Origin of the sequence: Sporolactobacillus vineae DSM 21990 = SL153 (assembly GCF_000377985.1) — a bacterium.
Classification (GTDB): domain Bacteria; phylum Bacillota; class Bacilli; order Bacillales; family Sporolactobacillaceae; genus Sporolactobacillus; species Sporolactobacillus vineae.
On record NZ_KB899043.1, the window covers coordinates 12,060 to 31,984 of the forward strand.

22 protein-coding genes and 5 tRNA genes are annotated in these 19,925 nt (G+C 49.8%); 8 read left to right on the top strand and 19 right to left on the bottom strand.

What is annotated here, in order from left to right:
- Window positions 1-145: 145 nt before the first annotated feature.
- The gene (locus tag D889_RS0102175) at window positions 146-991 is read left to right on the top strand and encodes a hypothetical protein (RefSeq protein WP_010632186.1); all 846 of its coding nucleotides are present in this window, start codon (window positions 146-148) and stop codon (window positions 989-991) included.
- A 29-nt stretch (window positions 992-1,020) separates the two neighbouring features.
- Here D889_RS0102175 and D889_RS15545 read toward each other — a convergent pair whose 3' ends face one another.
- The 3 genes from D889_RS15545 to rpmG all read right to left on the bottom strand — a co-directional run bounded on the left by D889_RS15545 (window position 1,021) and on the right by rpmG (window position 2,104).
- Window positions 1,021-1,164 (bottom strand): hypothetical protein, encoded by a 144-nt coding sequence (locus D889_RS15545; protein WP_018962108.1) that lies wholly within the window; start codon window positions 1,162-1,164, stop codon window positions 1,021-1,023.
- 56 nt (window positions 1,165-1,220) lie between these two features.
- On the bottom strand, window positions 1,221-1,805 hold the full coding sequence (locus D889_RS0102185; protein ID WP_026039099.1) for a 5-formyltetrahydrofolate cyclo-ligase: 585 nt from the start codon (window positions 1,803-1,805) through the stop codon (window positions 1,221-1,223).
- 149 nt (window positions 1,806-1,954) lie between these two features.
- Window positions 1,955-2,104, bottom strand: a complete 150-nt coding sequence (rpmG, locus tag D889_RS0102190) for a 50S ribosomal protein L33 (RefSeq protein WP_010632188.1) — start codon at window positions 2,102-2,104, stop codon at window positions 1,955-1,957.
- Window positions 2,105-2,451: 347 nt separating this feature from the next.
- Between rpmG and D889_RS0102195 the strand changes: the two genes are divergently transcribed.
- Window positions 2,452-2,658 carry a hypothetical protein gene (locus D889_RS0102195; protein ID WP_010632189.1) on the top strand — a complete coding sequence of 69 codons (207 nt, stop codon included), beginning with the start codon at window positions 2,452-2,454 and terminating at the stop codon, window positions 2,656-2,658.
- Window positions 2,659-2,664: 6 nt separating this feature from the next.
- Window positions 2,665-3,192, top strand: coding sequence for a hypothetical protein (locus D889_RS0102200; RefSeq protein WP_010632190.1), 528 nt, complete (start codon window positions 2,665-2,667; stop codon window positions 3,190-3,192).
- 225 nt (window positions 3,193-3,417) lie between these two features.
- On the opposite strand, the gene D889_RS0102205 is transcribed toward D889_RS0102200, so the two are convergent.
- The 9 genes from D889_RS0102205 to D889_RS0102245 form a co-directional block, all read right to left on the bottom strand.
- On the bottom strand, window positions 3,418-5,499 hold the full coding sequence (locus tag D889_RS0102205; protein WP_010632191.1) for a peptidoglycan D,D-transpeptidase FtsI family protein: 2,082 nt from the start codon (window positions 5,497-5,499) through the stop codon (window positions 3,418-3,420).
- 222 nt (window positions 5,500-5,721) lie between these two features.
- Window positions 5,722-6,348, bottom strand: a complete 627-nt coding sequence (locus D889_RS0102210) for a superoxide dismutase (RefSeq protein ID WP_010632192.1) — start codon at window positions 6,346-6,348, stop codon at window positions 5,722-5,724.
- A gap of 304 nt (window positions 6,349-6,652) precedes the next feature.
- Window positions 6,653-7,810 (bottom strand): glycosyltransferase family protein, encoded by a 1,158-nt coding sequence (locus D889_RS0102215; protein ID WP_010632193.1) that lies wholly within the window; start codon window positions 7,808-7,810, stop codon window positions 6,653-6,655.
- Between the two features lie 196 nt (window positions 7,811-8,006).
- Window positions 8,007-8,096: transfer RNA gene (locus D889_RS0102220), tRNA-Ser, on the bottom strand.
- A gap of 11 nt (window positions 8,097-8,107) precedes the next feature.
- Window positions 8,108-8,184, bottom strand: a tRNA-Ile gene (locus D889_RS0102225).
- Window positions 8,185-8,188: 4 nt separating this feature from the next.
- Window positions 8,189-8,261, bottom strand: a tRNA-His gene (locus D889_RS0102230).
- A 100-nt stretch (window positions 8,262-8,361) separates the two neighbouring features.
- Window positions 8,362-8,435, bottom strand: a tRNA-Met gene (locus tag D889_RS0102235).
- Between the two features lies 1 nt (window position 8,436).
- Window positions 8,437-8,511, bottom strand: a tRNA-Asn gene (locus D889_RS0102240).
- Window positions 8,512-8,652: 141 nt separating this feature from the next.
- A complete protein-coding gene (locus D889_RS0102245; RefSeq protein WP_010632194.1) occupies window positions 8,653-9,315 on the bottom strand; it encodes an NfeD family protein in 663 nt (220 codons plus the stop codon).
- A gap of 179 nt (window positions 9,316-9,494) precedes the next feature.
- Here D889_RS0102245 and D889_RS15805 point away from each other — a divergent pair, with 179 nt between their 5' ends.
- Both D889_RS15805 and ispG read left to right on the top strand, forming a co-directional pair.
- Window positions 9,495-9,821: a type IV pilus assembly protein FimV gene (locus tag D889_RS15805; RefSeq protein WP_026039100.1), complete on the top strand. Its 327-nt coding sequence runs from the start codon at window positions 9,495-9,497 to the stop codon at window positions 9,819-9,821.
- Between the two features lie 148 nt (window positions 9,822-9,969).
- Window positions 9,970-11,079 carry a flavodoxin-dependent (E)-4-hydroxy-3-methylbut-2-enyl-diphosphate synthase gene (gene ispG / locus D889_RS0102255; protein WP_010632196.1) on the top strand — a complete coding sequence of 370 codons (1,110 nt, stop codon included), beginning with the start codon at window positions 9,970-9,972 and terminating at the stop codon, window positions 11,077-11,079.
- A gap of 65 nt (window positions 11,080-11,144) precedes the next feature.
- On the opposite strand, the gene D889_RS0102260 is transcribed toward ispG, so the two are convergent.
- From D889_RS0102260 to D889_RS0102270, 3 genes are all read right to left on the bottom strand, one after another.
- Window positions 11,145-11,729, bottom strand: coding sequence for a nitroreductase family protein (locus D889_RS0102260; RefSeq protein ID WP_010632197.1), 585 nt, complete (start codon window positions 11,727-11,729; stop codon window positions 11,145-11,147).
- Window positions 11,730-11,862: 133 nt separating this feature from the next.
- A complete protein-coding gene (locus D889_RS0102265) occupies window positions 11,863-12,219 on the bottom strand; it encodes a hypothetical protein (RefSeq protein WP_010632198.1) in 357 nt (118 codons plus the stop codon).
- A 91-nt stretch (window positions 12,220-12,310) separates the two neighbouring features.
- Window positions 12,311-13,228: a sensor histidine kinase gene (locus D889_RS0102270; protein ID WP_010632199.1), complete on the bottom strand. Its 918-nt coding sequence runs from the start codon at window positions 13,226-13,228 to the stop codon at window positions 12,311-12,313.
- 355 nt (window positions 13,229-13,583) lie between these two features.
- Between D889_RS0102270 and D889_RS0102275 the strand changes: the two genes are divergently transcribed.
- Entirely contained in the window at window positions 13,584-13,850 is a 267-nt protein-coding gene (locus tag D889_RS0102275; protein WP_010632200.1) for a DUF2624 family protein, read from the top strand.
- 53 nt (window positions 13,851-13,903) lie between these two features.
- Here D889_RS0102275 and D889_RS0102280 read toward each other — a convergent pair whose 3' ends face one another.
- Complete coding sequence (locus tag D889_RS0102280; RefSeq protein WP_010632201.1) at window positions 13,904-14,797, bottom strand: deoxyribonuclease IV; 894 nt, start codon at window positions 14,795-14,797, stop codon at window positions 13,904-13,906.
- A 130-nt stretch (window positions 14,798-14,927) separates the two neighbouring features.
- Between D889_RS0102280 and vrrA the strand changes: the two genes are divergently transcribed.
- The gene (gene vrrA, locus D889_RS0102285; RefSeq protein ID WP_010632202.1) at window positions 14,928-15,527 is read left to right on the top strand and encodes a VrrA/YqfQ family protein; all 600 of its coding nucleotides are present in this window, start codon (window positions 14,928-14,930) and stop codon (window positions 15,525-15,527) included.
- 131 nt (window positions 15,528-15,658) lie between these two features.
- Window positions 15,659-16,609, top strand: coding sequence for a 4-hydroxy-3-methylbut-2-enyl diphosphate reductase (locus tag D889_RS0102290; RefSeq protein ID WP_010632203.1), 951 nt, complete (start codon window positions 15,659-15,661; stop codon window positions 16,607-16,609).
- Between the two features lie 88 nt (window positions 16,610-16,697).
- On the opposite strand, the gene D889_RS0102295 is transcribed toward D889_RS0102290, so the two are convergent.
- From D889_RS0102295 to rpoD, 3 genes are all read right to left on the bottom strand, one after another.
- Window positions 16,698-17,819 carry a Nif3-like dinuclear metal center hexameric protein gene (locus tag D889_RS0102295; RefSeq protein ID WP_010632204.1) on the bottom strand — a complete coding sequence of 374 codons (1,122 nt, stop codon included), beginning with the start codon at window positions 17,817-17,819 and terminating at the stop codon, window positions 16,698-16,700.
- A gap of 38 nt (window positions 17,820-17,857) precedes the next feature.
- Window positions 17,858-18,571 carry a tRNA (adenine(22)-N(1))-methyltransferase gene (locus tag D889_RS0102300; protein ID WP_018962112.1) on the bottom strand — a complete coding sequence of 238 codons (714 nt, stop codon included), beginning with the start codon at window positions 18,569-18,571 and terminating at the stop codon, window positions 17,858-17,860.
- 224 nt (window positions 18,572-18,795) lie between these two features.
- On the bottom strand, window positions 18,796-19,905 hold the full coding sequence (rpoD, locus tag D889_RS0102310; protein ID WP_010632206.1) for an RNA polymerase sigma factor RpoD: 1,110 nt from the start codon (window positions 19,903-19,905) through the stop codon (window positions 18,796-18,798).
- Window positions 19,906-19,925 lie beyond the last annotated feature (20 nt).

The following is a 19,925-nucleotide window of genomic DNA, read 5'->3' on the forward strand; positions in this document are numbered from 1 at the left end:
TAAATTTCCATCCCCTATTTTCGCTTATTGGCCGGGATTTGCCAATAGGAAAAAACAAAAGCAGATCCCGGATCGCTGATTTTTTCGCATGTGCGCTGCCGGTCCGTAATAGAATAAATAAACCAGCTCGTCCGGAGGCGATAGGATGCGCAAACTGATTTATCTTTCAACCTTATCATTCATCTTACTGGTCGGAATTCTTATCCTAACCGGCCGCTTCTCCTGGTTCGGCAGCCGCCCGGCGATCACCTGGTTTCCGGAAAGTGAGCAGATCGTCTTTGAGAAAGCGGAAACCAGGCTGCGCGATCTGCCGGATTCCGATCAGATTGAGTGGACGGTTGATTCACAACTGCAGAACAGCGTCTATCTCATTCAGCATTTTTCACTGCTCTATAAAAACAACCGTCTGGTCGGGATGATCAATCACTGGAAAAACAATGAACAGTCACTTTCAGACAGGCGGACACCGGAAGCTGTACCTGGTTTTTATCAGAGTCTCACGGTGCACCAGGGCGAACTGCACTCCGATGATAAGATTTTCGGCAAGGAAATTCTTTCGGAAAGCCGGCTCTTCCTGTATCAGGACGGGGAAATACGGCATGCGTTCACAGTCCCGAAGGATATCCGGGAAAAGAAGATGTGGGCAGGCTATATGAAGGGCCAGAAGGAACGACAGAAACAGCTGATCTTTCAGGCACAGAAAATCGCCCGGTTTAATCCGGCCGACTACAGAATCGTGCCGCTTTCTGAACTGACAGAGCAATCAATCAGCCAGCTGTTTCCTTTTGGCAAAGTCAAGGCGGAGCGAATTACCGGACGGCTCTGGGAGGGTATTTATCGAATGATCGTCGGAGGAATCGAAACGCAGCAGGGCAGGACCGTTCCTGCTGCCGGCAGTACGATGCCGCTGCTGCTTATCGGCAAGGATCATTTGCTTTTGATCGTTGAGACAGCGGACCATCAGATTGTCCTATTAAAGCAATTATTCTGACCTGACAACCGCCGCAGTTCTGGTGAACTTCAGCGATGCCTTACTGATTTTCGGATCAGCCAGGCAGCACCGGCGACCACAACAGCTGTCTGGATGATCAGTCGTCTGCGGGTATACAGGAAGAGTGAAGCGATTATGAGCAGCAAGTTCCGCCATTTGGCCGGTTGATTCATGGATAACGCGTCCTCTCGGAATGGATTTATCCTTATGTTTCCCCCGGCAGGGGCGATCATTCCAATCTGTTCATTTTCACATCGATGGTCCTGTCTTCCGTGATCAACTGGTCAATCCGCCGGTCGTGTTTCTCCGAAGGGAGCGTGCCTGCCAGTTGCATTTCGAGAAGCAGTGAAACGGTTCTTCCACGGTAACCGCTCAGAAAACGGTCATAATATCCCCCGCCATAGCCGATCCGGTTCCCGGATGGATCAAAAACGACACCGGGAACAATTACCAGGTCCAGCTGTTCCGGCGTGACGACCGTTGTTCTTTCAGGAATCGGTTCCTTCAGGCCATAGAATCCTTCTGCCAGCTGATCCAATGAATGAATCCGGTAAAATGTCAGCTCTTTCCGCCTGGGGTCACACTTGGGGACGGCGACACCTTTGTTTTCTTCCCATGCACGTGAAATAATCCGGGTGGTCTCAATCTCTTTTCCCATCGACAGGGTCACCGCAATCATCTGCGCCTGCAGCCATTGTGCCTCTTTGAAAAGCCTTCGGTGAATCCGTGCGCATTTGGCCTGGAAGAGCGGCTGATCCATTTCCTCCAGCTCCGACAGAATCTTTTTTCTCAGAGTGACTTTTTCCCTGCTCATCGGCACATCCTCCTTATCAGGCGGCTCAGTACCCGTCTCGATTGATTTTTGCTGCACGATCGACGACAGGCGTGCATGCAAAATGCCTGAAGCGAAAAACGAATGAAAGTAAAAAAAAGAAAGCCGTTGTGCGGCTTCCATCAGACGAGTTACTTTGTTTCGCGGTAAATGGCATACCTTTTCAGTTTCGGGCTATACTTTCTCAACTCAAGACGTTCCGGATTTTTCTGCTTGTTTTTTGTTGTGATATAGTCACGATCGCCTGTTTCGGTATTTTCAAGAACTACTTTGACACGCATGTCTGTCCCCTCCTCTGTTGCTGAATCTGTTTCATATCAGCCAAAACATACAATTAATTTTATCAGAATTCCCTTATTGATTCAACCTTACCCCCGATTTTTTCTTCCAGGGAGTCACTGGTCGCAAATTTACTTTGCGTCGAGGGATTTTTTGCCTGCTTCTTTACATTCTCCTTTCTTTTTCGTCATCCTTCTTCCGAATCCATGACAGTTATGCTATAAATAAGAATGGTTGCGACCAAAGGGACAACCGTCAGAATCGTCCTTTATTTATCCGGGATCATACATAGAGGGATCCCCGATCCATCCTGATAATAACAAATAAGAACGGAAAGGAGGAGACTCTTTTGGGATTTGTTATTCTCATACTTTTAATCATTGGTCTAGTCGCTCTCGCCGTTTCTTTCTATAAACAAGACAGCGTGAAACAGATGGAAAATCAGCTTGAAGAAAATTCAATTACGATGATGCAGGAATTATACAAGGTGAAGAAAAAAATCCGGGTACTTGAAGAAGAAGTGATGATCGGGGACCGGGACAACTTTAAAGGGTGAATTGTTTTGACGAAAAATGGAATACGTGGTTTTGCAGCCGGTATTTTAATTGCGACCGCTGTTTTTGCTTTTTTCTACTACTTGATTTTCAATCAGGGCAGTCAGCCCGCCGTTAAAAATGTGGTGCGTCAGGCCCCGTTGACCGAGGCTTCCGTCACGAATTACCTTGCTGCCCATCATCGCAAATCGATTGATATCGATGCGTATAACAAATGGCAGGCGGATACGCAGAAGGCAACAGCTGACGCCACGAAGAGTAAAGCCGGGACATCCGATAGCAGCAAAAAGTCCGCTTCTTCAAAGGCAGACGGCAAGAGCAAAGTCGTCACTTATAAGATACATATTAAATCGGGCATGGCGCTTGGCGATATTGCACGTGATCTGGTTTCAGCGAAAATTCTGAAATCCAGTCAGGAAAGTACGTTTAATCGCTATCTTCAGAAGCATAACCTGGAGAAGTACGTGCAGCTGGGTACATTTACTGTAAAAAGTAATATGTCGATCCCGGAACTTGCCAAAGCCGTGACTCGCTGATCGGATTCAGATCATCAATAAGCAAAAATGGTCCCTTTTCATTAGGAACCGTTTTTGCTTATTCTGACGTCCTGGGTGCACCTTTCTTACCGAAGTAAGTGTCTCCAGCCCCGGAACACCTTCGTACTGTACTGCATATCCATTAATCAAACACGCACAAGCGACCCAAAAGCGTCATAGCAAAGGGGCGCCGGATCACTTCCGGTGCCCCTTTTCCTCTGCCAATTAATTTTTCTGTCTTCCCGTATAATTATAAAGCTTATCATAGGCTTTATAGATGTCTCTTGCAATTTCCTGGTTCTGGGTGCTGTGCCGGACTTTCGGTACAACCACCGATACGGCAATCTGAGGATTGTCGTACGGCGCGTAGGAAACGAGTGTCTCATTATACAAACTCAGATCATTTGCATCAATCTGAGCCGTACCGGTCTTTGCCGCAATCTTATACACGGCATTGGCTCCGGTACCGAGCCACTGGCCGGTTGCGCCATTTCCGTGAGTGACCAGATACAAACCATGCTGCACTCTGGAGATCTGCTGCTTACTATTACTAATTGTGTTCAGCACCTGAGGCTTGAATGTATAAACCGTCGGGCCAAGTTTGCTCGGATCGGTTCCCGGGGCGTGTACGGATTGCAGTAAATGCGGCTGCATCCGGTATCCGCCGTTGGCAATGGATGAGATATACTGGACCATCTCCAGAGGTGTATAAGTGTCAAACTGGCCGATCGCAAACTGATGAATCAGACCGGGCCTGTCCGGCATCCCGCCATTATAACCGGTACCTTCAGTAGGCAGATCAATACCGGTCTTCACGCCGAGGCCAAACTGGCTGTACCCGTTCCGAAGATCATTAATCGCTTTGATAAACCGCGGGCTCTTTGTTGACGGCATGAGCGCCTGATACATACCGCCGGCCGGCGTCAGGATAATCCCCGCCATATTTGAAACGATTTTAGCCATAAACACGTTGGATGAAAATTCGAGTGCCTGCTCCGGCGTCAATGTGCCCAGCCCTGACTTCTCCCAGGAGGTAAAGGTCCGGTTTCCGGCACCCTTGTATTTGATCCCCATATCCCGGAAAGAATTCGGCACCGCATTGTGCTGAAAACCGGTGAGTTCAGTCGCTCCTTTGACGGCCGAACCCATGGCAAACTGTGAATTAATGGCCTCATTTGAAGCATCAATGAATTTGCCGTTCACATATTGTTTCCCGCCGATGGCCAGAATCGCACCGGTCTTCGGATTCATGACGACGGCATACGCGCTGTTGTTCAGATTGTTTCCCGGTATGGCCCGGGCTGCCTTAATATTCGCCATCAGAATATTGTTGACGTCCTTCTGCAGCCTGCTGTCGATCGTCAGCTGAATATCGTCACCGCGCTGACCGTTTGTTGTTGTTGGGCTCCCTACCGGTACGCCATTCTTCGTCTTATAGACCAGCTTCATCGGAATTCCGCGAAGATACGACTCGTACTGCTCCTCAAGGTTACTGATGCCGACCTGATCACTGCGGCTGTATCCGCCGGCCAGGTATGTGCTGAGCTTGTCTGCCGGAATCGCACCCATTTTCCCAATATAGAACGGTGAATTCTTCATATAGGTTCTGGTCGATACATCAGCCGTCTGAATCGTCCCGTTAAATTCATTGAGATGATCCACAACGCTGACATATTCTTTGTCGTTAACACTCAGACCCTGTTTGATAATATAGGGGTTCAGATTGGATGCCTGATTGAACAGATGCTGAACCGCCATGACCTGATAATCTTTGCCCGTGAAGCCGGCCATTGCCTGCTTCGGCACACGGCTGAGTGCCACCTGATATTCTTTTGTGGAATTCTGGGACAGGCTCTTCTGCTCGGCTTTCGAAAGATATACATCATAGGCCTGCTTCAACGTCTTGAAATGGGTCAGGATGTAGTATTCCTGCTTGTCCCGGTTGGAAACAGCCCGGACCGCTTTCTTATCCATCGTGATCAGCCTGGACAGCTTCTGAGCGATCTTCAGGCTTTTCTGCGCGCCGATGCCGCTGTTGCGGATATAGACCACTGCCAGCTCAGCTTTGTTATCGGCCATGGTAATGCCGTTCGTATCGACAATTTTTCCCCGCGCCGAATCGATCAAAGCCGTCTTCGTGTGGTTGGCGCTCGCCAGGCTCTTATAATGTTGTCCGTTAATGATCTGGACATAACCCAGGCGGAGAATAAGCCCGGCGAACGCCAGAAAAACGGTCAGAAACAAAATATTAAGACGCAGCGGCAGATTGTTTTTCTTCCCCTTGTTCTTTGATGCATCTGTTGTCAATCGTTGTTCCTCCTGTAACTCGTAAAACTGTGCCACCGACATCAGCAAAATGATATGCTTAGTTAAATATTCGAAACATGTGACGGAATTGTTGCACTTTGGCACAATAATATACATGATTTCATGAAAGAAACAGAGACACCGAAAACAGTGTCCCCGTTGTTCCATCAGATTTAATTTTACGTTTCACTCAGACCGGTGTCAAAAGAAATTGTCACCGGCTCAATGGTTGCGGTGTTTTTCCCAGTTCCTGTTCACAGCATCCCAGTTGATCAGGTTAAAGAACGCCTGGACATAATCGGCACGCCGGTTCTGGTACTTCAGATAATAAGCATGTTCCCAGACATCAATGCCGAGCAGCGGCTGCTTCCCGACGAAAAGCGGTGAGTCCTGGTTGGCCGTGCTCATGACCTCAAGCGCCCCTTTATCGGCAACCAGCCAGGCCCATCCTGAACCAAACCGGCTCATTGCGGCATCGGTAAATACTTTTTTAAATGCCGAAAAGTTGCCGAAAGTCTCATCAATCGCTGCGGCAATCTCCCCTGCCGGTACCCCGCCGCCATTCGGCGAGAGGATCGTCCAGAGCAAAGAATGATTGGCATGCCCGCCGCCATTATTCCTGATGGCGAGCAGCCGGTTCTCCGGAACAGCGGAAAGATCGCTGAGCAGTGCTTCAATCGGTTTATCAGAAAGGCTTGCATAGCCTTCCAGTGCCGCATTCAAGTTAGCAACATAGGTTGCATGGTGCCGGTCATGGTGAATCTTCATTGTTTTTTCATCGATAAAGGGTTCCAGCGCATCATAGGCATAGGGAAGTTCAGGTAATTTGTAACCGGCTAATGTAGTCATGATGGTCTTTCTCCTCCTCTGAAAAAACTGAAATTTCCGTTCTGCAGATATAGGAACAGCTTAATTACAATTTAACCGTATCAAAACAGCGCTTACAATTCAAGTACGGAAGATCGATCAAGTGTTTGCTGCTCCGCTGACTCGGGCCGTCACCAGAACCTGTGAGAAATCCTAAAAGAGCACCCGGAAGGCCGCCTGCCGGGCCATTTCCAGGTGCTCTGTGAACAAAGTAAGTCCATGTTCTGATGATACCGAGGCTGGAAACCATTCATGATCCGGCTTCAGGAACAGATCATGCGTTCGGTTATACATTTGCAGGCGTTTGCAGGGACGCCACGATTTCCATAAAATCGCTGATGGTTTTCTTCCAGGTCACACTGGTCAGATGCCTGCGTGCATTGTGGACGCTGTTTCTGATCCGAACCGGATCCCGAACGGCATCAAGGAAGGTCCGGGAGATGCTTAGTGCATCAAGATGGCAGTAGAGCGCACAATCCTCCGCAATGAAACTTCGACCCGTGCCTTCATAAAAATCAATCACCGGCAAACCGGCATCCATCATCTCATAGGGCACGAGTGAAAAGTTCGTCATTGACGGCGCAATGCCGAAATCCGAACGGAGATACAACGCCTCCATTTCCTTTTTCGTCAGTTTGCCGAGGTTCGTGCCGCTTAAAAAGCGTGCTGACCGGTCGGTACCGAAATAGACGATGTTCAGCTTGTAGCCCTGCTCACGGGCGATCCGGGTCCAGTTTTTCAGGACAATCTGAAGACTGATCGGCGCTCTGCGCGGGCTGTTCCATTTTGTATAGGCAGCAATCGTGAATTCCTTTTTCGTATGATAATCCATGAAATTTCTTGGCCGATACGTATATTGATCGCTGTCGACCGGAAAATTAACGACATCAAGCGGGCTCCGCACCCGGCAGTTTTTCTGAATCATCTCCGCGCACCAGGGACCGAGTGAAACCATGTGCAGACCCAATTCATAGGTTTTCTTCGCCAGATAATGGCGGTCGCCATAGGCGTAAAAATACGGTTCATAATCCTGAACGAAATACATTTTATATCCGGGCCTGTCCTTTAGAACGTAAACGGATTCCCACATCGTCGCAATCCAGATGTCCGATTGATGATGCTCCAGTGCGCTCGCATCCAGACACGTTCCCTTGTATCCGGAATAATTGAACGCAGCATTCGTCTCCATCTCTTCCCGTGTCTGACGGACATAACTCAGATAGTATACGTCGAATCCATGCTTGCTCAATTCCGTCCCTAAATGCAGCATCGTCGTTTGTCCTCCGTCATACGGAATAATTCCCGTTGTGACGAACGTAATTGAATGGGGTCGATGCGGCAGTTTCTGATCGGCCTGCCTGAAATTAAAATACTGAATAATGTTGTCGTAATCATGAACATCCCCTGTGCGGATGTCCTGAAATCCCGTGGCCACAGGTTTCACTTGACTGTCACTCCTCTGAATCAGAACACTATCTTTTCCGTATCTCTACATTAAATTATATCACTGCCGATCCTCTCGTCCTGATCAGAAACTCTGTGCAAAAGCTTACAGGAGAAAAAAAAATCAATAAAAACACCCGGAAATGCTCCTTTCGAGCTATTCCCGGGTGCTTAGAAATAGGTAAACTATGTACCAGCGGAGGAAGAGGGATTCGAACCCCCGCGAGCCGTGAGGCCCCTGTCGGTTTTCAAGACCGATCCCTTCAGCCAAGCTTGGGTATTCCTCCATATTAAAAAGTGGTGGACCCTGTAGGACTCGAACCTACGACCGGACGGTTATGGGCCGTCTGCTCTAACCAACTGAGCTAAGGGTCCAACGGGCGGTTAGTGGGGATCGAACCCACGCATGCCGGAACCACAATCCGGTGTGTTAACCACTTCACCATAACCGCCATCAGACGCCGCTCGCCGGCGATGCGATCAACGCAACTCGCCGGTCAGCGCCGGAATGATTCCTTCTTTTTATACTCATCAGTCATCAGCATAAAAAAATAGCGGCGGGGGGGATCGAACCCTCGACCTCACGGGTATGAACCGTACGCTCTAGCCAGCTGAGCTACACCGCCATGGCTCCACAGGTAGGGTTCGAACCTACGACCGATCGGTTAACAGCCGATTGCTCTGCCGCTGAGCTACTGTGGAATAAATTCAGAACAAGAATTAATTTATCACAAGGAGCAGAGCCTGTCAATATTTTTCAGGGTGCGTATTGCTCCGTTGACGACAAGACATAATATACCATATTCAGGAACCGATCACAACACTTTTTTTCTTATTTTAAAATTACAGTGAATGATCGTGTCCATTATTGTCATCTGAAGAAATCGTTTCAACGACAATCCGCGTCCCGTCAACCGACAGGACTTTTGCTCTTACCCCTTTTTCAATGAACACGCCGTCTGTTACAGCACTGTAATTCTTGCTGTTAATCCGGATCGTCCCGACCGGATGAAACGGCGTCTGCGTGACTCCTTCCCTGCCGACCAGCTCCCGGTAACTCACATTTATCGAATTATACCCCTTATCCGCAGACAGACGGTCATGGAGCATCAGCTTATCCAGATAGTCTCTGGCAGGCAGCCACTTCCGGAACAGAAAGGAGCCGCACGACCCGATAATGAACGCGATACCGACAAGCATGCCGTACAGCAGGGAAGGTGCCGGCAGCGCACAGGCAAAAATCATCAGAATAAAGCCAAGTGCCCCGATCACGCCTGTTGTAAAAAGCTTCCCGTCGATGATGATCAGAACCAGACCGCCGACCAGCAGCAGCACAATCCACGGCGATGCCTGATCGGTTAAGTAATAAGAAAAGTAAAGGATAAACAAGCCGCTGCCCATCACGGCAAGAATCCCTTTTGCCTTCACAAAAAGTTCGGCAAATAAAAAACATGATGCGAGAAGAATGACGATAAAGCCACCTGCCGGATACTGTAAAAAGGTCAATGATGCCACCTGCTTTCTGCCGGTTTTGGAAAACACATGCCGACGCTGCCGGCCCGGTCACACCTCTTATTAAAACATACGCAGGACGTATGGAAAAGATCTGCAGTCAACTAAAAATTTCACGAACAGGAATAAATCAGACCAACCGGACATATATATGGCACTGGGAGATGAATCACGTGAAGAAACGTATTTTTACCATTCTCTTTCTGATTGCCTGCTGGACAAGCTACCAGGATCTGACGTCCGGTTCGCTGCCTGCAGCAGGTACAACTGAAGCAGCAAACAGTCAGCCTGCGGCACAGGAAACAGCTGCCGTGCCCTACCTGCGGGTCACTGTATCCCCCGGCGACACCCTGCTCTCGATCACAGAACGGGCAAGCAGCCGGCAGCCCGACATCAGTCAGGTGATCCGTGATTTTTCAACCCTGAATCCCTCTGTGAACCCCAATCATCTGAAGATCGGTGAAACCTATGCATTTCCCGTTTACCCATCGAATCCGTGAGCAGCCCGGAATAGACCGCTGAATCCACATAAAAATAAGTCCCGATACCTCCCGATCCCGGTGTTCACCGGCGAATCATGATATACTGTTAAATGCAAGGGTCTAACCCTGTAATTTATCCTTTCATGATTAAAGGAGCGATCAGTTCGTGTCTGAAATTACGCCACGTACAAAAACCAGAAAAGTCAGAGTGGGAAACCTGACCATTGGCGGAGCCAATGAGGTCATTATACAGAGTATGACAACGACGAAAACCCATGATGTGGAGGCGACTGTTGCGCAGATTCACCGGCTTGAAGACGCAGGGTGCCAGCTTGTCCGCGTGGCCTGCCCGACGATGGAAGATGCGCTGGCTATACCGGACATCAAGAGACAGATTCATATCCCGCTCGTGGTTGACATTCACTTCAACTATAAGCTCGCACTGAAAGCGATCGAAGGCGGTGCGGATAAAATAAGGATCAATCCCGGTAATATCGGGAAACGGGAGAACGTCGAAGCGGTTGTCCGGGCGGCCAAGGCAAAACACATCCCGATCCGGATCGGTGTGAATGCCGGCTCTCTTGAGAAACATATTCTTGATAAGTACGGCTACCCGACCGCCGACGGTATGGTCGAAAGTGCCTTGCACCACATCAAAATTCTTGAAGATCTCGACTTTCATGACATCGTCGTCTCATTGAAGGCATCGAACATCAATCTTGCCGTGGAAGCTTATGAAAAAGCGGCGCGCGCATTTGACTATCCGCTGCATCTCGGCATCACCGAATCCGGAACCAAATTTTCCGGAAGTATTAAAAGTGCTGCGGGGCTTGGTATTCTTCTGCATGAAGGGATCGGCAATACCATTCGGGTTTCATTGTCCGCCGATCCTGTTGAAGAAGTCCGCGTCTGCCGGGAACTGCTGAAGGTCTTTGGCCTGACCAATGCCGCAACGCTGGTCTCCTGCCCGACCTGCGGACGCATTCAGATCGATCTGATCAAGATTGCCAACCAGGTGGAAGCATATATCGACCATGTCAATGCACCGATCAAGGTATCGGTGCTTGGCTGTGCTGTAAACGGTCCTGGTGAAGCCCGGGAAGCAGATATCGGCATTGCCGGAGGGCGCGGCGAAGGGCTGCTGTTCCGGCACGGCAAGATTATTCGTAAAGTCCCGGAAGACCGGATGGTTGACGAGCTGAAACTGGAAATCGACAAACTTGCCGATGCCTATTTCGCCAGGAAGAAAGCGGAACAGGACGGCGTCAATATTTGAGTGGCTAAAACAGTGTTAAAGGGGGAAGAGCCTGAAGCTCTTCCCCCTTTAACATTTCTTTCTGATCACTCAGTAATCCAGTCGGAAACCTCATCCACTGATTTGCGCTCACGCGGGTTTGGTTTATACCCGTCTTCAGGAAAGCCAACGTAGACGTATCCCAGAACAAGACCGTTTTCCGATACACCGAACGCTTTCTTCATCTCATCGGTATAAGCAGCGTCACCGGTGCGCCAGATTGCGCCGAGTCCAAGAGAATGCGCAGCGAGCAGCATATTCTCAACGGCACAGGCCGTCGCCGCCACTTCTTCAACTCTTTTAACTTTCGGCTGATCCTGATCCCGGGGTTCTATCGTGATCACAATGACCACCGGTGACCGGTTGGCTTTGGCGACCCCTTTGGCCATTGCCGCATCTTTTTGGGCCTGGTCCGGATTCTCCAGTTTTTTCACGGCGAGTTCACCGTACACTTTTCCGAGTCTCTCCCGCCCGGTTCCTTTTAATACATAGTAATGCCATGGTTCAGTATTAAAATGGTTCGGTCCCCGCCGCCCGGCATCAATCAGTGCTCTGATCATTTCATCCGGTGGGACAACTTCCTTAACTTTTCGGACAGAACGCCTTGTTTTTATCGCCTTAAGTGTATCCATATCAGTCATCCTTTTCACTGTTTTGTCACATTTACCCTTACTATTTTAGCATACAAAACAGCGCCGATGTGTCATTTTGTCTCCTGCGAAGAAGAGACGCTTTGCCTGTTGGCAAAGCGTCTCTTCTTTTCGATCAGCGAAACAACGGCGAGAACAGCTGAATCAGAACAGCCGCTGCTCCGATGCCGACGGCCCATCCACCGAGCGTTCGGGCACCCTTGCGAATGGCAATATAACCGATGATAATCCCGGCGATACCCAGCACGATCGGCATAAAGAATAAGGCACATACGGCAAGAACCAGCGACAACCAGCCTGCTCCTCTGCCGCCTTCATAAAACCGGCCGTCATCTGTCCGCAACGGACGGTCGTGCCCCCCGATTTCCGGGTCATACTGATCGGCCGCCAGTTCTTTCGCATATTCCTCATTATTGAAAGCATGCTGCTTATCATATAATGAGTCTTCATCAAAACGATCCCTTCCAGCCACTGTGACCCCTCGCCTTCTTATTAAGGATCACGATTAGTGTGACTCATTTGGCACCAATTAAATGATGAAATTTATGGAAAACGTGCGGGTACTACGATGCAAACGGCAACAGAAAGCTTATTGTTGTTCCGTGTCCCGGTACAGAACTCATGCAGAAACTTCCGCCATGCTCTGCGACAATCTTTTTACTGAGCGACAGACCGATACCGTTTCCACTTGATTTTGTCGTAAAAAAGGGTTGTCCCATTTTCTTCAGCACATGATTTTCGATACCGATGCCATTATCCTCAACGGCAAACCGATACCCGTCCGGTTCAATCGTCCCCCTGAAAAAGAGCTGCCCCGTTCGCCCGGACAGCGCCTCAACAGCATCCAGTGCGTTGCGCGTCAGATTCAGAATCACTTGCTTAATCATTGAAATATCAACATTGCATGCGTTTTCAGAAAAGGCGACATCATAATCAAACGGTACTCTGCGCATCGTGCATTCAGATGCCATCAAGGCGATTAATTGTGAACTCAGCTTGTCCGGCAGTACAGGCTTCGTTTTAAGCTCATTCTTGCACGACTTCAGGAAGCTTTCGAGCAGCAGATGCATACGGTCGATTTCCGACATGATAACACCCTGGTATTTATAAAAGTCCTGGGTCAGTGATGACAGCTGGAAGAATCCTTTGATAACAGTCAGAGGGTTTCGCAATTCATGGACAAGTTCCGAGGCAAGGCGTGTCATTAATTGGGTCTGAAATCCGGCGAGAAAGAGGGTGCCGTTTTTACAGAAACCATTGTATAGTGTCCCGACACCGTTGCCGCTCAGCCGGTCATGAAGCAGCGCCGGGATGACTTCACTGCTCTCTGTTACGGATTTGAGGTAATCCATGGCTTCCTGCATAAACTGCTCGTCAAAGAAATCCAGAAATGAGTTGCCAAATCGATCGGCAAGGATTTGCCCGTTCTTATTACAACTCAGAATTTTTCCTTCAGAAGTCAGACTGAATCTGATCTCCATAGATAACTGATTTTCGAAGAGATTTCTTTCAGTAACAGACAAAAAAGACTCATGGTAAATGATGACACGTCACCTCTCATCTTGCACATTTTTCAATGACAGTTGTCAGCTTCTCCCCATTCTTTTTTTATCTTTTGTCAATGACAAACATTTCCTGATTGATACAACAATTATACTTGAAAAGTAACCATAGTTATAGAAAAAGCCCTTGAATATATTCTGACTTGATCCGACATTTTTTGCCAAAGTCAGAACAGGAACAACTGCAGCAAAAATCCGTTCGGTCATTTTCAGGTTTTCGAATCATACACTGTGATGTAACCAGTCAGCAGCCGCAACAAAATGGAGTGATCAGGTGCATCCAGTGATTCAGGCAATGATTAATCAGAAAATGAATCAAGTGACCGGGAAGGAACTGTTCGAACAGGCGATGCGATTCAATATCCCCGTTTCACGGACTCAATCAGAAAGAATTGCAAACCGTGTCCGCGGAAAGAATATCGATCTTTTTCATCCGGACGGCCAGACAAAACTGCGAGCCATCCTGATTGATGAACTTGGGCAGGATGCAGCAAGTGCGCTGGATCAGAAATTCAAAGAAATGCTGGCGAAATATCAATAGCCTGCCGGAATGGAGACGGAAGGAAATTTCCGCCTTTTTTTGCGTATGCCCGGTCATTGTGCCAGAATGTCCTCGATCAAGTGTTCATTGAAATGCCTGTTTTTCAGCATATCGATCTCAAATTTGTAAGGCGGCAGCCGATGCTTTTTATCTTCACCTACATAAGGGGTTTCAAGGATTTTCGGCACGGATTCGAGCTTCGGGTGATGAACGACGTAGTCAAGCGCCTTGAACCCGATCGTACCAAATCCGATATTGGCATGCCGGTCTTTGCGGGAACCGCGCGGGTTCTTGCTGTCGTTGACATGAACGACGCGAATCCGGTCGAGGCCGACCACCCGGTCGAATTCATGAAGCACGCCGTCGAAATCCCCCTCAATATCATAACCGGCATCATGAGTATGGCACGTATCAAAGCAGACCGACAGCCGGTCGTTCAGCCGTACCCCGTCAATAATTTCCGCCAGCTGTTCAAACCGGCAGCCGCATTCGCTGCCCTTTCCGGCCATGGTCTCCAGAGCGATCTGAGCGGTGTCTCCGGACTCGAGTACTTCATTCAGCCCTTCAATGATCTTCCGGATCCCCGCATCCGGTCCGGCGCCGACGTGCGATCCGGGATGCAGAACGATCTGCCGTGCACCAATTGCCTGCGCCCGGTCGATTTCCTTCCTCAGGAACGCAACACCCAGTGCAAAAATCTCCGGTCGCAGCGTATTCGCAATGTTTATAATATACGGTGCGTGCACTACCACCTCTTCAATATGATGGGTTTTCATGTACGCCCGTCCGGCTTCTATATTCAGTTTTTCCACTGGTTTGCGGACCGTGTTTTGGGGCGCTCCGGTGTAAATCATCATCACATTTTCACCGAATGAAGCTGCCTGTTCCGCAGCCCCAAGCAGCATTTTGGTTCCCGACATAGAAACATGAGATCCGATCTTCAACACGTGACTCACCACTTTCTTTGCTTATTTTTAAAGCATATCCGAGACAGGCAGAGATTACAACAGGATTCACTCGATGCCGGTTCGATTCATACACTGAAGAAGCAGCCCCGATCGGAAAGGAGGCCCTGTCATGCCACCATCAGCTCAGCGGAATCCCTTTGAATTCATGCCCCGTGAGCCGGATTTTTTTTCACCTTTTCCGCCGGCGCGTCAGCATGATTTTCCTCCGCTGTTTCCTGTAAGAGGTCCGGAACCCGCACCGCCTGCAACTCCAGCGTCATCCGGCGCGTTCAGCGACCTGATCGGCATGTTTCTGTCACCCGGCGGCCGCGGCGGGACCGGGGGCGCGAACCTGTTCGGCATGCTGACAAATGTGCAGAAGGCGATCCAGACGGCACAGACCGTTCTGCCGATGATTCAGCAATTCGGTCCGCTGATCCGGAACGCACCGGCGATCCTCAGCGTGCTGAAGAGCATGCCTGACACGGGCAGCAGTTCGGACGCGGGAACTCCTCCGGCACAGGAGGAGAATGAGCCGGAAGAAGCCGCAGAGGCGCAGAAAACGGTAAACGCGGATGGAAATAAGGTGCCAAAGAAAGAAGAAAAAAAGGACGCACCCCGAAAACCTGACCATACCGGCGCAAAGCGCCACAACAAGGTGAAAAGTAACAATCTGAGGAACAGCGATGAATGGATCTCCAGACCCTCGCGGCCAAAATTATATATTTGATCCTGCCATCCGGCTGCAGCCGGCAGAATGATTGTTTTCCTGCTTTCGGTTCTTTATAATTGAATGGGTTCCCGCATCACAGACGGCGCGGCGCGCCGGATAAAAAGATGCGGAAAAGGAGTGACTCTGACTTGCAGGTAGTTAAAGTGTCGCCAAGAGGCTATTGTTACGGGGTTGTCGGTGCTCTTGTCATTGCACGTAAAGCAGCAAGGGACAAGAACCTGCCAAGACCGGTTTATATACTCGGCATGATTGTGCATAATCAGCACGTGACGGATGCCCTGACAAAAGAAGGAATCATCACACTCGACAGCCGCGGAAGAAGCAGAATAAGCCTGCTGCATGAAATCGATCACGGCACGGTGATTTTCACCGCACACGGAGTCTCACCGAAAGTTCGTGAACTTGCAGAGGAAAAGGGGCTGCACGTGATCGACGCCACCTGTCCTGATGTCACCCGGACACACAAGCTGATTCAGGAGAAAGCTGCCGACGGCTATCAGATTGTCTATATCGGTAAAAAAGGCCATCCGGAACCGGAAGGCGCTGTCGGTGTCGCTCCGGAACGTGTTCATCTGGTGGAGACGACCGACGATGTCGATCAGCTGAGCCTGTCGGCCGATAAAATCATCATTACCAATCAGACGACGATGAGTCAATGGGATGTCGCCGATCTGATGGATTACATTAAAAAACGGTTCCCGCAGGCTGAGTCGCACAGCGAGATCTGTCAGGCGACCCAGACCCGTCAGGAAGCCGTCGCTTCTCAGGCACAGGATGCAGATCTTCTTTTGGTTGTCGGTGATCCGCGCAGCAATAATTCCAACAGACTGGCGCAGGTTTCGAAAGAGATTGCACACACACCGTCGCACCGGATCGCAGACCTTTCTGAATTAAAGCTGGACTGGCTTGAAGGGGTACATAAAGTTGCTGTTACTGCCGGAGCATCGACACCGACTCAGCTAACCAAAGAAGTCATTCTCTTCCTTGACCAGTATGATCCTGAGAACCCGGATACCTGGTCCACCGTCAGTCAGGCAACCCGTACGAATAATATCCTTCCAAAAGTGAAACTGAAATAGTCAAAATTTATTTTTGAAGCAGCTCCGTATTTGGAAGCCGCTTCTTTTTTTGGCTGAGTGACAAAGGCCAGCACTATTTTTAGCAGAGTTAGATGAAATGGAACGGATTGGTCACGGATTCCGATACAATGACTTCTGTATCACTGGCCGCTTGATCAACTACATTCTGAAGATAATGCTGCACGCCCTGCTTCATCACCGATTCGATGTAATGGCCGGCGTCAATGACTTTAAGTCCGCTCAGAAGTGCATCGTGAGCCGTGTGATAATAAATATCTCCACTGATCAGTACATCCGCACCGCGCTCCCCGGCATATGGAATGAGACTGTTTCCATCGCCTCCGGAAACAGCGATCGTCTGAACGGGTTCATCCAGATCGCCGACCGCACGGAGCCCTTCCAGATGAAGCAGTTCCTTAACGCGTTCACAAAAGTCTCCGAACCGGATCGGCCGGGACAATTTTCCAATCCGGCCAAGCCCGTACTGCTTTCCCTCATTCTTCATCGGGAAAACGTCATAGGCCGCTTCTTCGTAGGGATGAGCAGCCAGCATTTCCCGCAGGACGCGGTCCAGCAGATGTTCCGGAACAATCGTTTCCAGACGACCCTCTTTAACCTTTTCAAGCGTCCCCGGCGTGCCGATAAAAGGATGTGTGTCTTCTCCGGGGAGGAACGTCCCTGTCCCCATCGCTGTAAAGGTGCAATGGCTGTAACGTCCGATCGCACCGGCACCTGCCTGACCGATGGCCCGGCGAACCGCTGCAAGATGATCCTCAGGCACATAGACCACCAGTTTATACAGAGGCTCCATATATGTCGGCTTCAGAATCTCAGTCGGGCCAAGCTTCAGACTTCCGGCCAGAAGATCATTCACACCGCCATCCGCGATATCAAGATTTGTATGTGCGGCGTAGACGGCTATATTATTTTTGACACATTTGGTGATGATTTTCCCCTGACCCTGATCCGACAGGACTTTTTTCAGCGGATGAAAAATAACAGGATGATGGGCGACGATCAGATCCACCTGTTTCTCCTCAGCTTCATCGGCTACATTCTCAAGGACGTCGAGCGTCACCATGACCCTCTTCACTTTTTTGTCGAGTGTCCCGATCAATAAACCGATTCTGTCTCCGTCAAATGCCAGTTTTTTCGGAACCCATTCCTCAAACCGGTCAATCAGTGTACGTCCGTTCATCCAGTTTGCCATTTTTCTGCCTTCTCTTTTTTTAGTATTTTACCTGCAGCTTACGGTTTACCCGCGCCGAGTACGGTGTGAATCAGATGCAGTGTATTGATGCATTCAGTCTTTTTTAATAAAATTTCTTCTGTCGGCACGGTGTGTTCCAGTGCATTCAGGACTTCCTGCAGTTTTTTCTGCCTGTCCGCCCATTTTCTCTGAAATGCACCGGGCCTGTTGTGAATCAGTATCGGCCCCATTAATCGGTCGGCTGCACTTAACGGCGGCAGGCTGTTCCCGCTGAACCGGGCACAGATCACCTCATAAAAATGAGGGGACTCCTCGGCAACCGTTTCCGCAACAATCTGCCAGCCATGAAGATTCAGCCAGTCTCTGACCAGCGGCTCCCGGATGTTCGGCTGAAGGACCAGTGTGGTGTCCGCACTCAGTTTCGCAGATCCGCGTTCAAGAATCTCGGTGATCAGTTCACCGCCCATGCCGGCGATCACGATGCAGTTTACTTCTCCCCGCCGGATGACATCAAGACCGTCACCGAGCCGGACAGACACCTTGCCGGCCATTCCAAGTTCAGTGACATTGTTGATGGACTGCTGAAAAGGGCCTCTCCGCACTTCACCGGCAATCGCTTCCCGGGCAATATGTTCCTGCAGCGCCCGGCAGCAAAGATGCGCGTGATCGGCACCGATATCGGCAATCCTCGCGCCGACAGGGATGAATTGCAGCACGGCCATCAGCCTCGGGGATAAATGTATTCTCTTCATGTTCACAATCCTTGTCCGTTTTTCTTTTTTGTTTCATCAATGATCCTGACGAACAGCCGGAGTTCATTTCCGCCTGAGCGCATTGCCGGAACGAGAGGTTTGCTCTGACCTCCCAAATACGATAAAATAGTTGTTGTAAGCGGTTTATCCGATGCCCCGGTCCCGCACCCGGATAAAAAGAAACCCGCTCCGGTTCAGGAGCGGGCATGCTGTACAGTCGTTGGTTAATCCAGAAAATCTTTGAGCTGTTTGCTGCGGCTCGGATGACGGAGCTTCCGGAGTGCCTTAGCTTCAATTTGCCGGATACGCTCCCGTGTGACGCCGAACACCTTGCCGACTTCTTCAAGCGTCCGGGTCCGGCCGTCATCGAGGCCGAAGCGCAGACGAAGAACGTTCTCTTCCCGGTCGGTTAACGTATCGAGTACGTCTTCAAGCTGCTCTTTCAGCAGCTCATACGCTGCCGCATCCGAAGGCGCCTTGGCATCCTGATCTTCGATGAAATCACCGAGATGAGAATCGTCCTCTTCACCGATCGGTGTTTCCAGGGAGACCGGCTCCTGAGCAATTTTCAGGATTTCGCGAACCTTTTCCGGTGAAAGATCCATTTTCTTGCCGATTTCTTCCGGCGTCGGTTCTCTGCCCAGATCCTGCAATTCCTGGCGCTGGACACGGATCAATTTGTTAATCGTCTCCACCATATGAACCGGAATACGGATCGTTCTGGCCTGGTCGGCAATCGCACGTGTAATCGCCTGTCTGATCCACCATGTCGCATAAGTACTGAATTTGAAGCCCTTTGTATAGTCAAACTTCTCGACAGCTTTGATCAGACCCATATTGCCTTCCTGAATCAGGTCAAGAAACAGCATACCGCGCCCGACGTATCGCTTGGCAATGCTGACGACAAGGCGCAGGTTCGCCTCTGCCAGTCTTCTTTTTGCTTCTTCATCGCCCGCTTTGATGCGTTTTGCAAGTGCAATTTCCTCATCTGCAGACAGAAGATCGACCCGCCCGATTTCCTTCAGATACATTCTGACCGGATCATTGATTTTTACACCCGGCGGAACGCTCAGATCGTTCAGATTAAATTCTTCTTCTTTATCATGTTTCCTCGAAGTATCCGAATCATCAGATTCGTCTGAGACATCGATGCCTTGATCGGCAAGTGACTCATAAAACTCATCCATCTGATCCGAATCCTGATCAAATGGCGCAAGACGGCTTGAAATTTCCTGATAGGTCAGAGACCCGCGCTTCTTTCCTAATTCAAGCAGGCGTTCCTTCTCCTGTTCTACGGTCAGTTCCGGCTCCGTCTTGCTCGCTTTGCCAGCCATTTGACCCCCTCCTTCCAGTT

Coding starts and splice junctions, on each gene's coding strand:
- D889_RS0102175 (WP_010632186.1), top strand. CDS start 146: ATGCGCAAACTGATTTATCTTTCAACCTTATCATTCATCTTACTGGTC.
- D889_RS15545 (WP_018962108.1), bottom strand. CDS start 1,164: ATGAATCAACCGGCCAAATGGCGGAACTTGCTGCTCATAATCGCTTCA.
- D889_RS0102185 (WP_026039099.1), bottom strand. CDS start 1,805: ATGAGCAGGGAAAAAGTCACTCTGAGAAAAAAGATTCTGTCGGAGCTG.
- rpmG (WP_010632188.1), bottom strand. CDS start 2,104: ATGCGTGTCAAAGTAGTTCTTGAAAATACCGAAACAGGCGATCGTGAC.
- D889_RS0102210 (WP_010632192.1), bottom strand. CDS start 6,348: ATGACTACATTAGCCGGTTACAAATTACCTGAACTTCCCTATGCCTAT.
- D889_RS0102260 (WP_010632197.1), bottom strand. CDS start 11,729: ATGGATACACTTAAGGCGATAAAAACAAGGCGTTCTGTCCGAAAAGTT.
- D889_RS0102270 (WP_010632199.1), bottom strand. CDS start 13,228: ATGGAGATCAGATTCAGTCTGACTTCTGAAGGAAAAATTCTGAGTTGT.
- vrrA (WP_010632202.1), top strand. CDS start 14,928: ATGCCACCATCAGCTCAGCGGAATCCCTTTGAATTCATGCCCCGTGAG.
- D889_RS0102295 (WP_010632204.1), bottom strand. CDS start 17,819: ATGGCAAACTGGATGAACGGACGTACACTGATTGACCGGTTTGAGGAA.
- D889_RS0102300 (WP_018962112.1), bottom strand. CDS start 18,571: ATGAAGAGAATACATTTATCCCCGAGGCTGATGGCCGTGCTGCAATTC.
- rpoD (WP_010632206.1), bottom strand. CDS start 19,905: ATGGCTGGCAAAGCGAGCAAGACGGAGCCGGAACTGACCGTAGAACAG.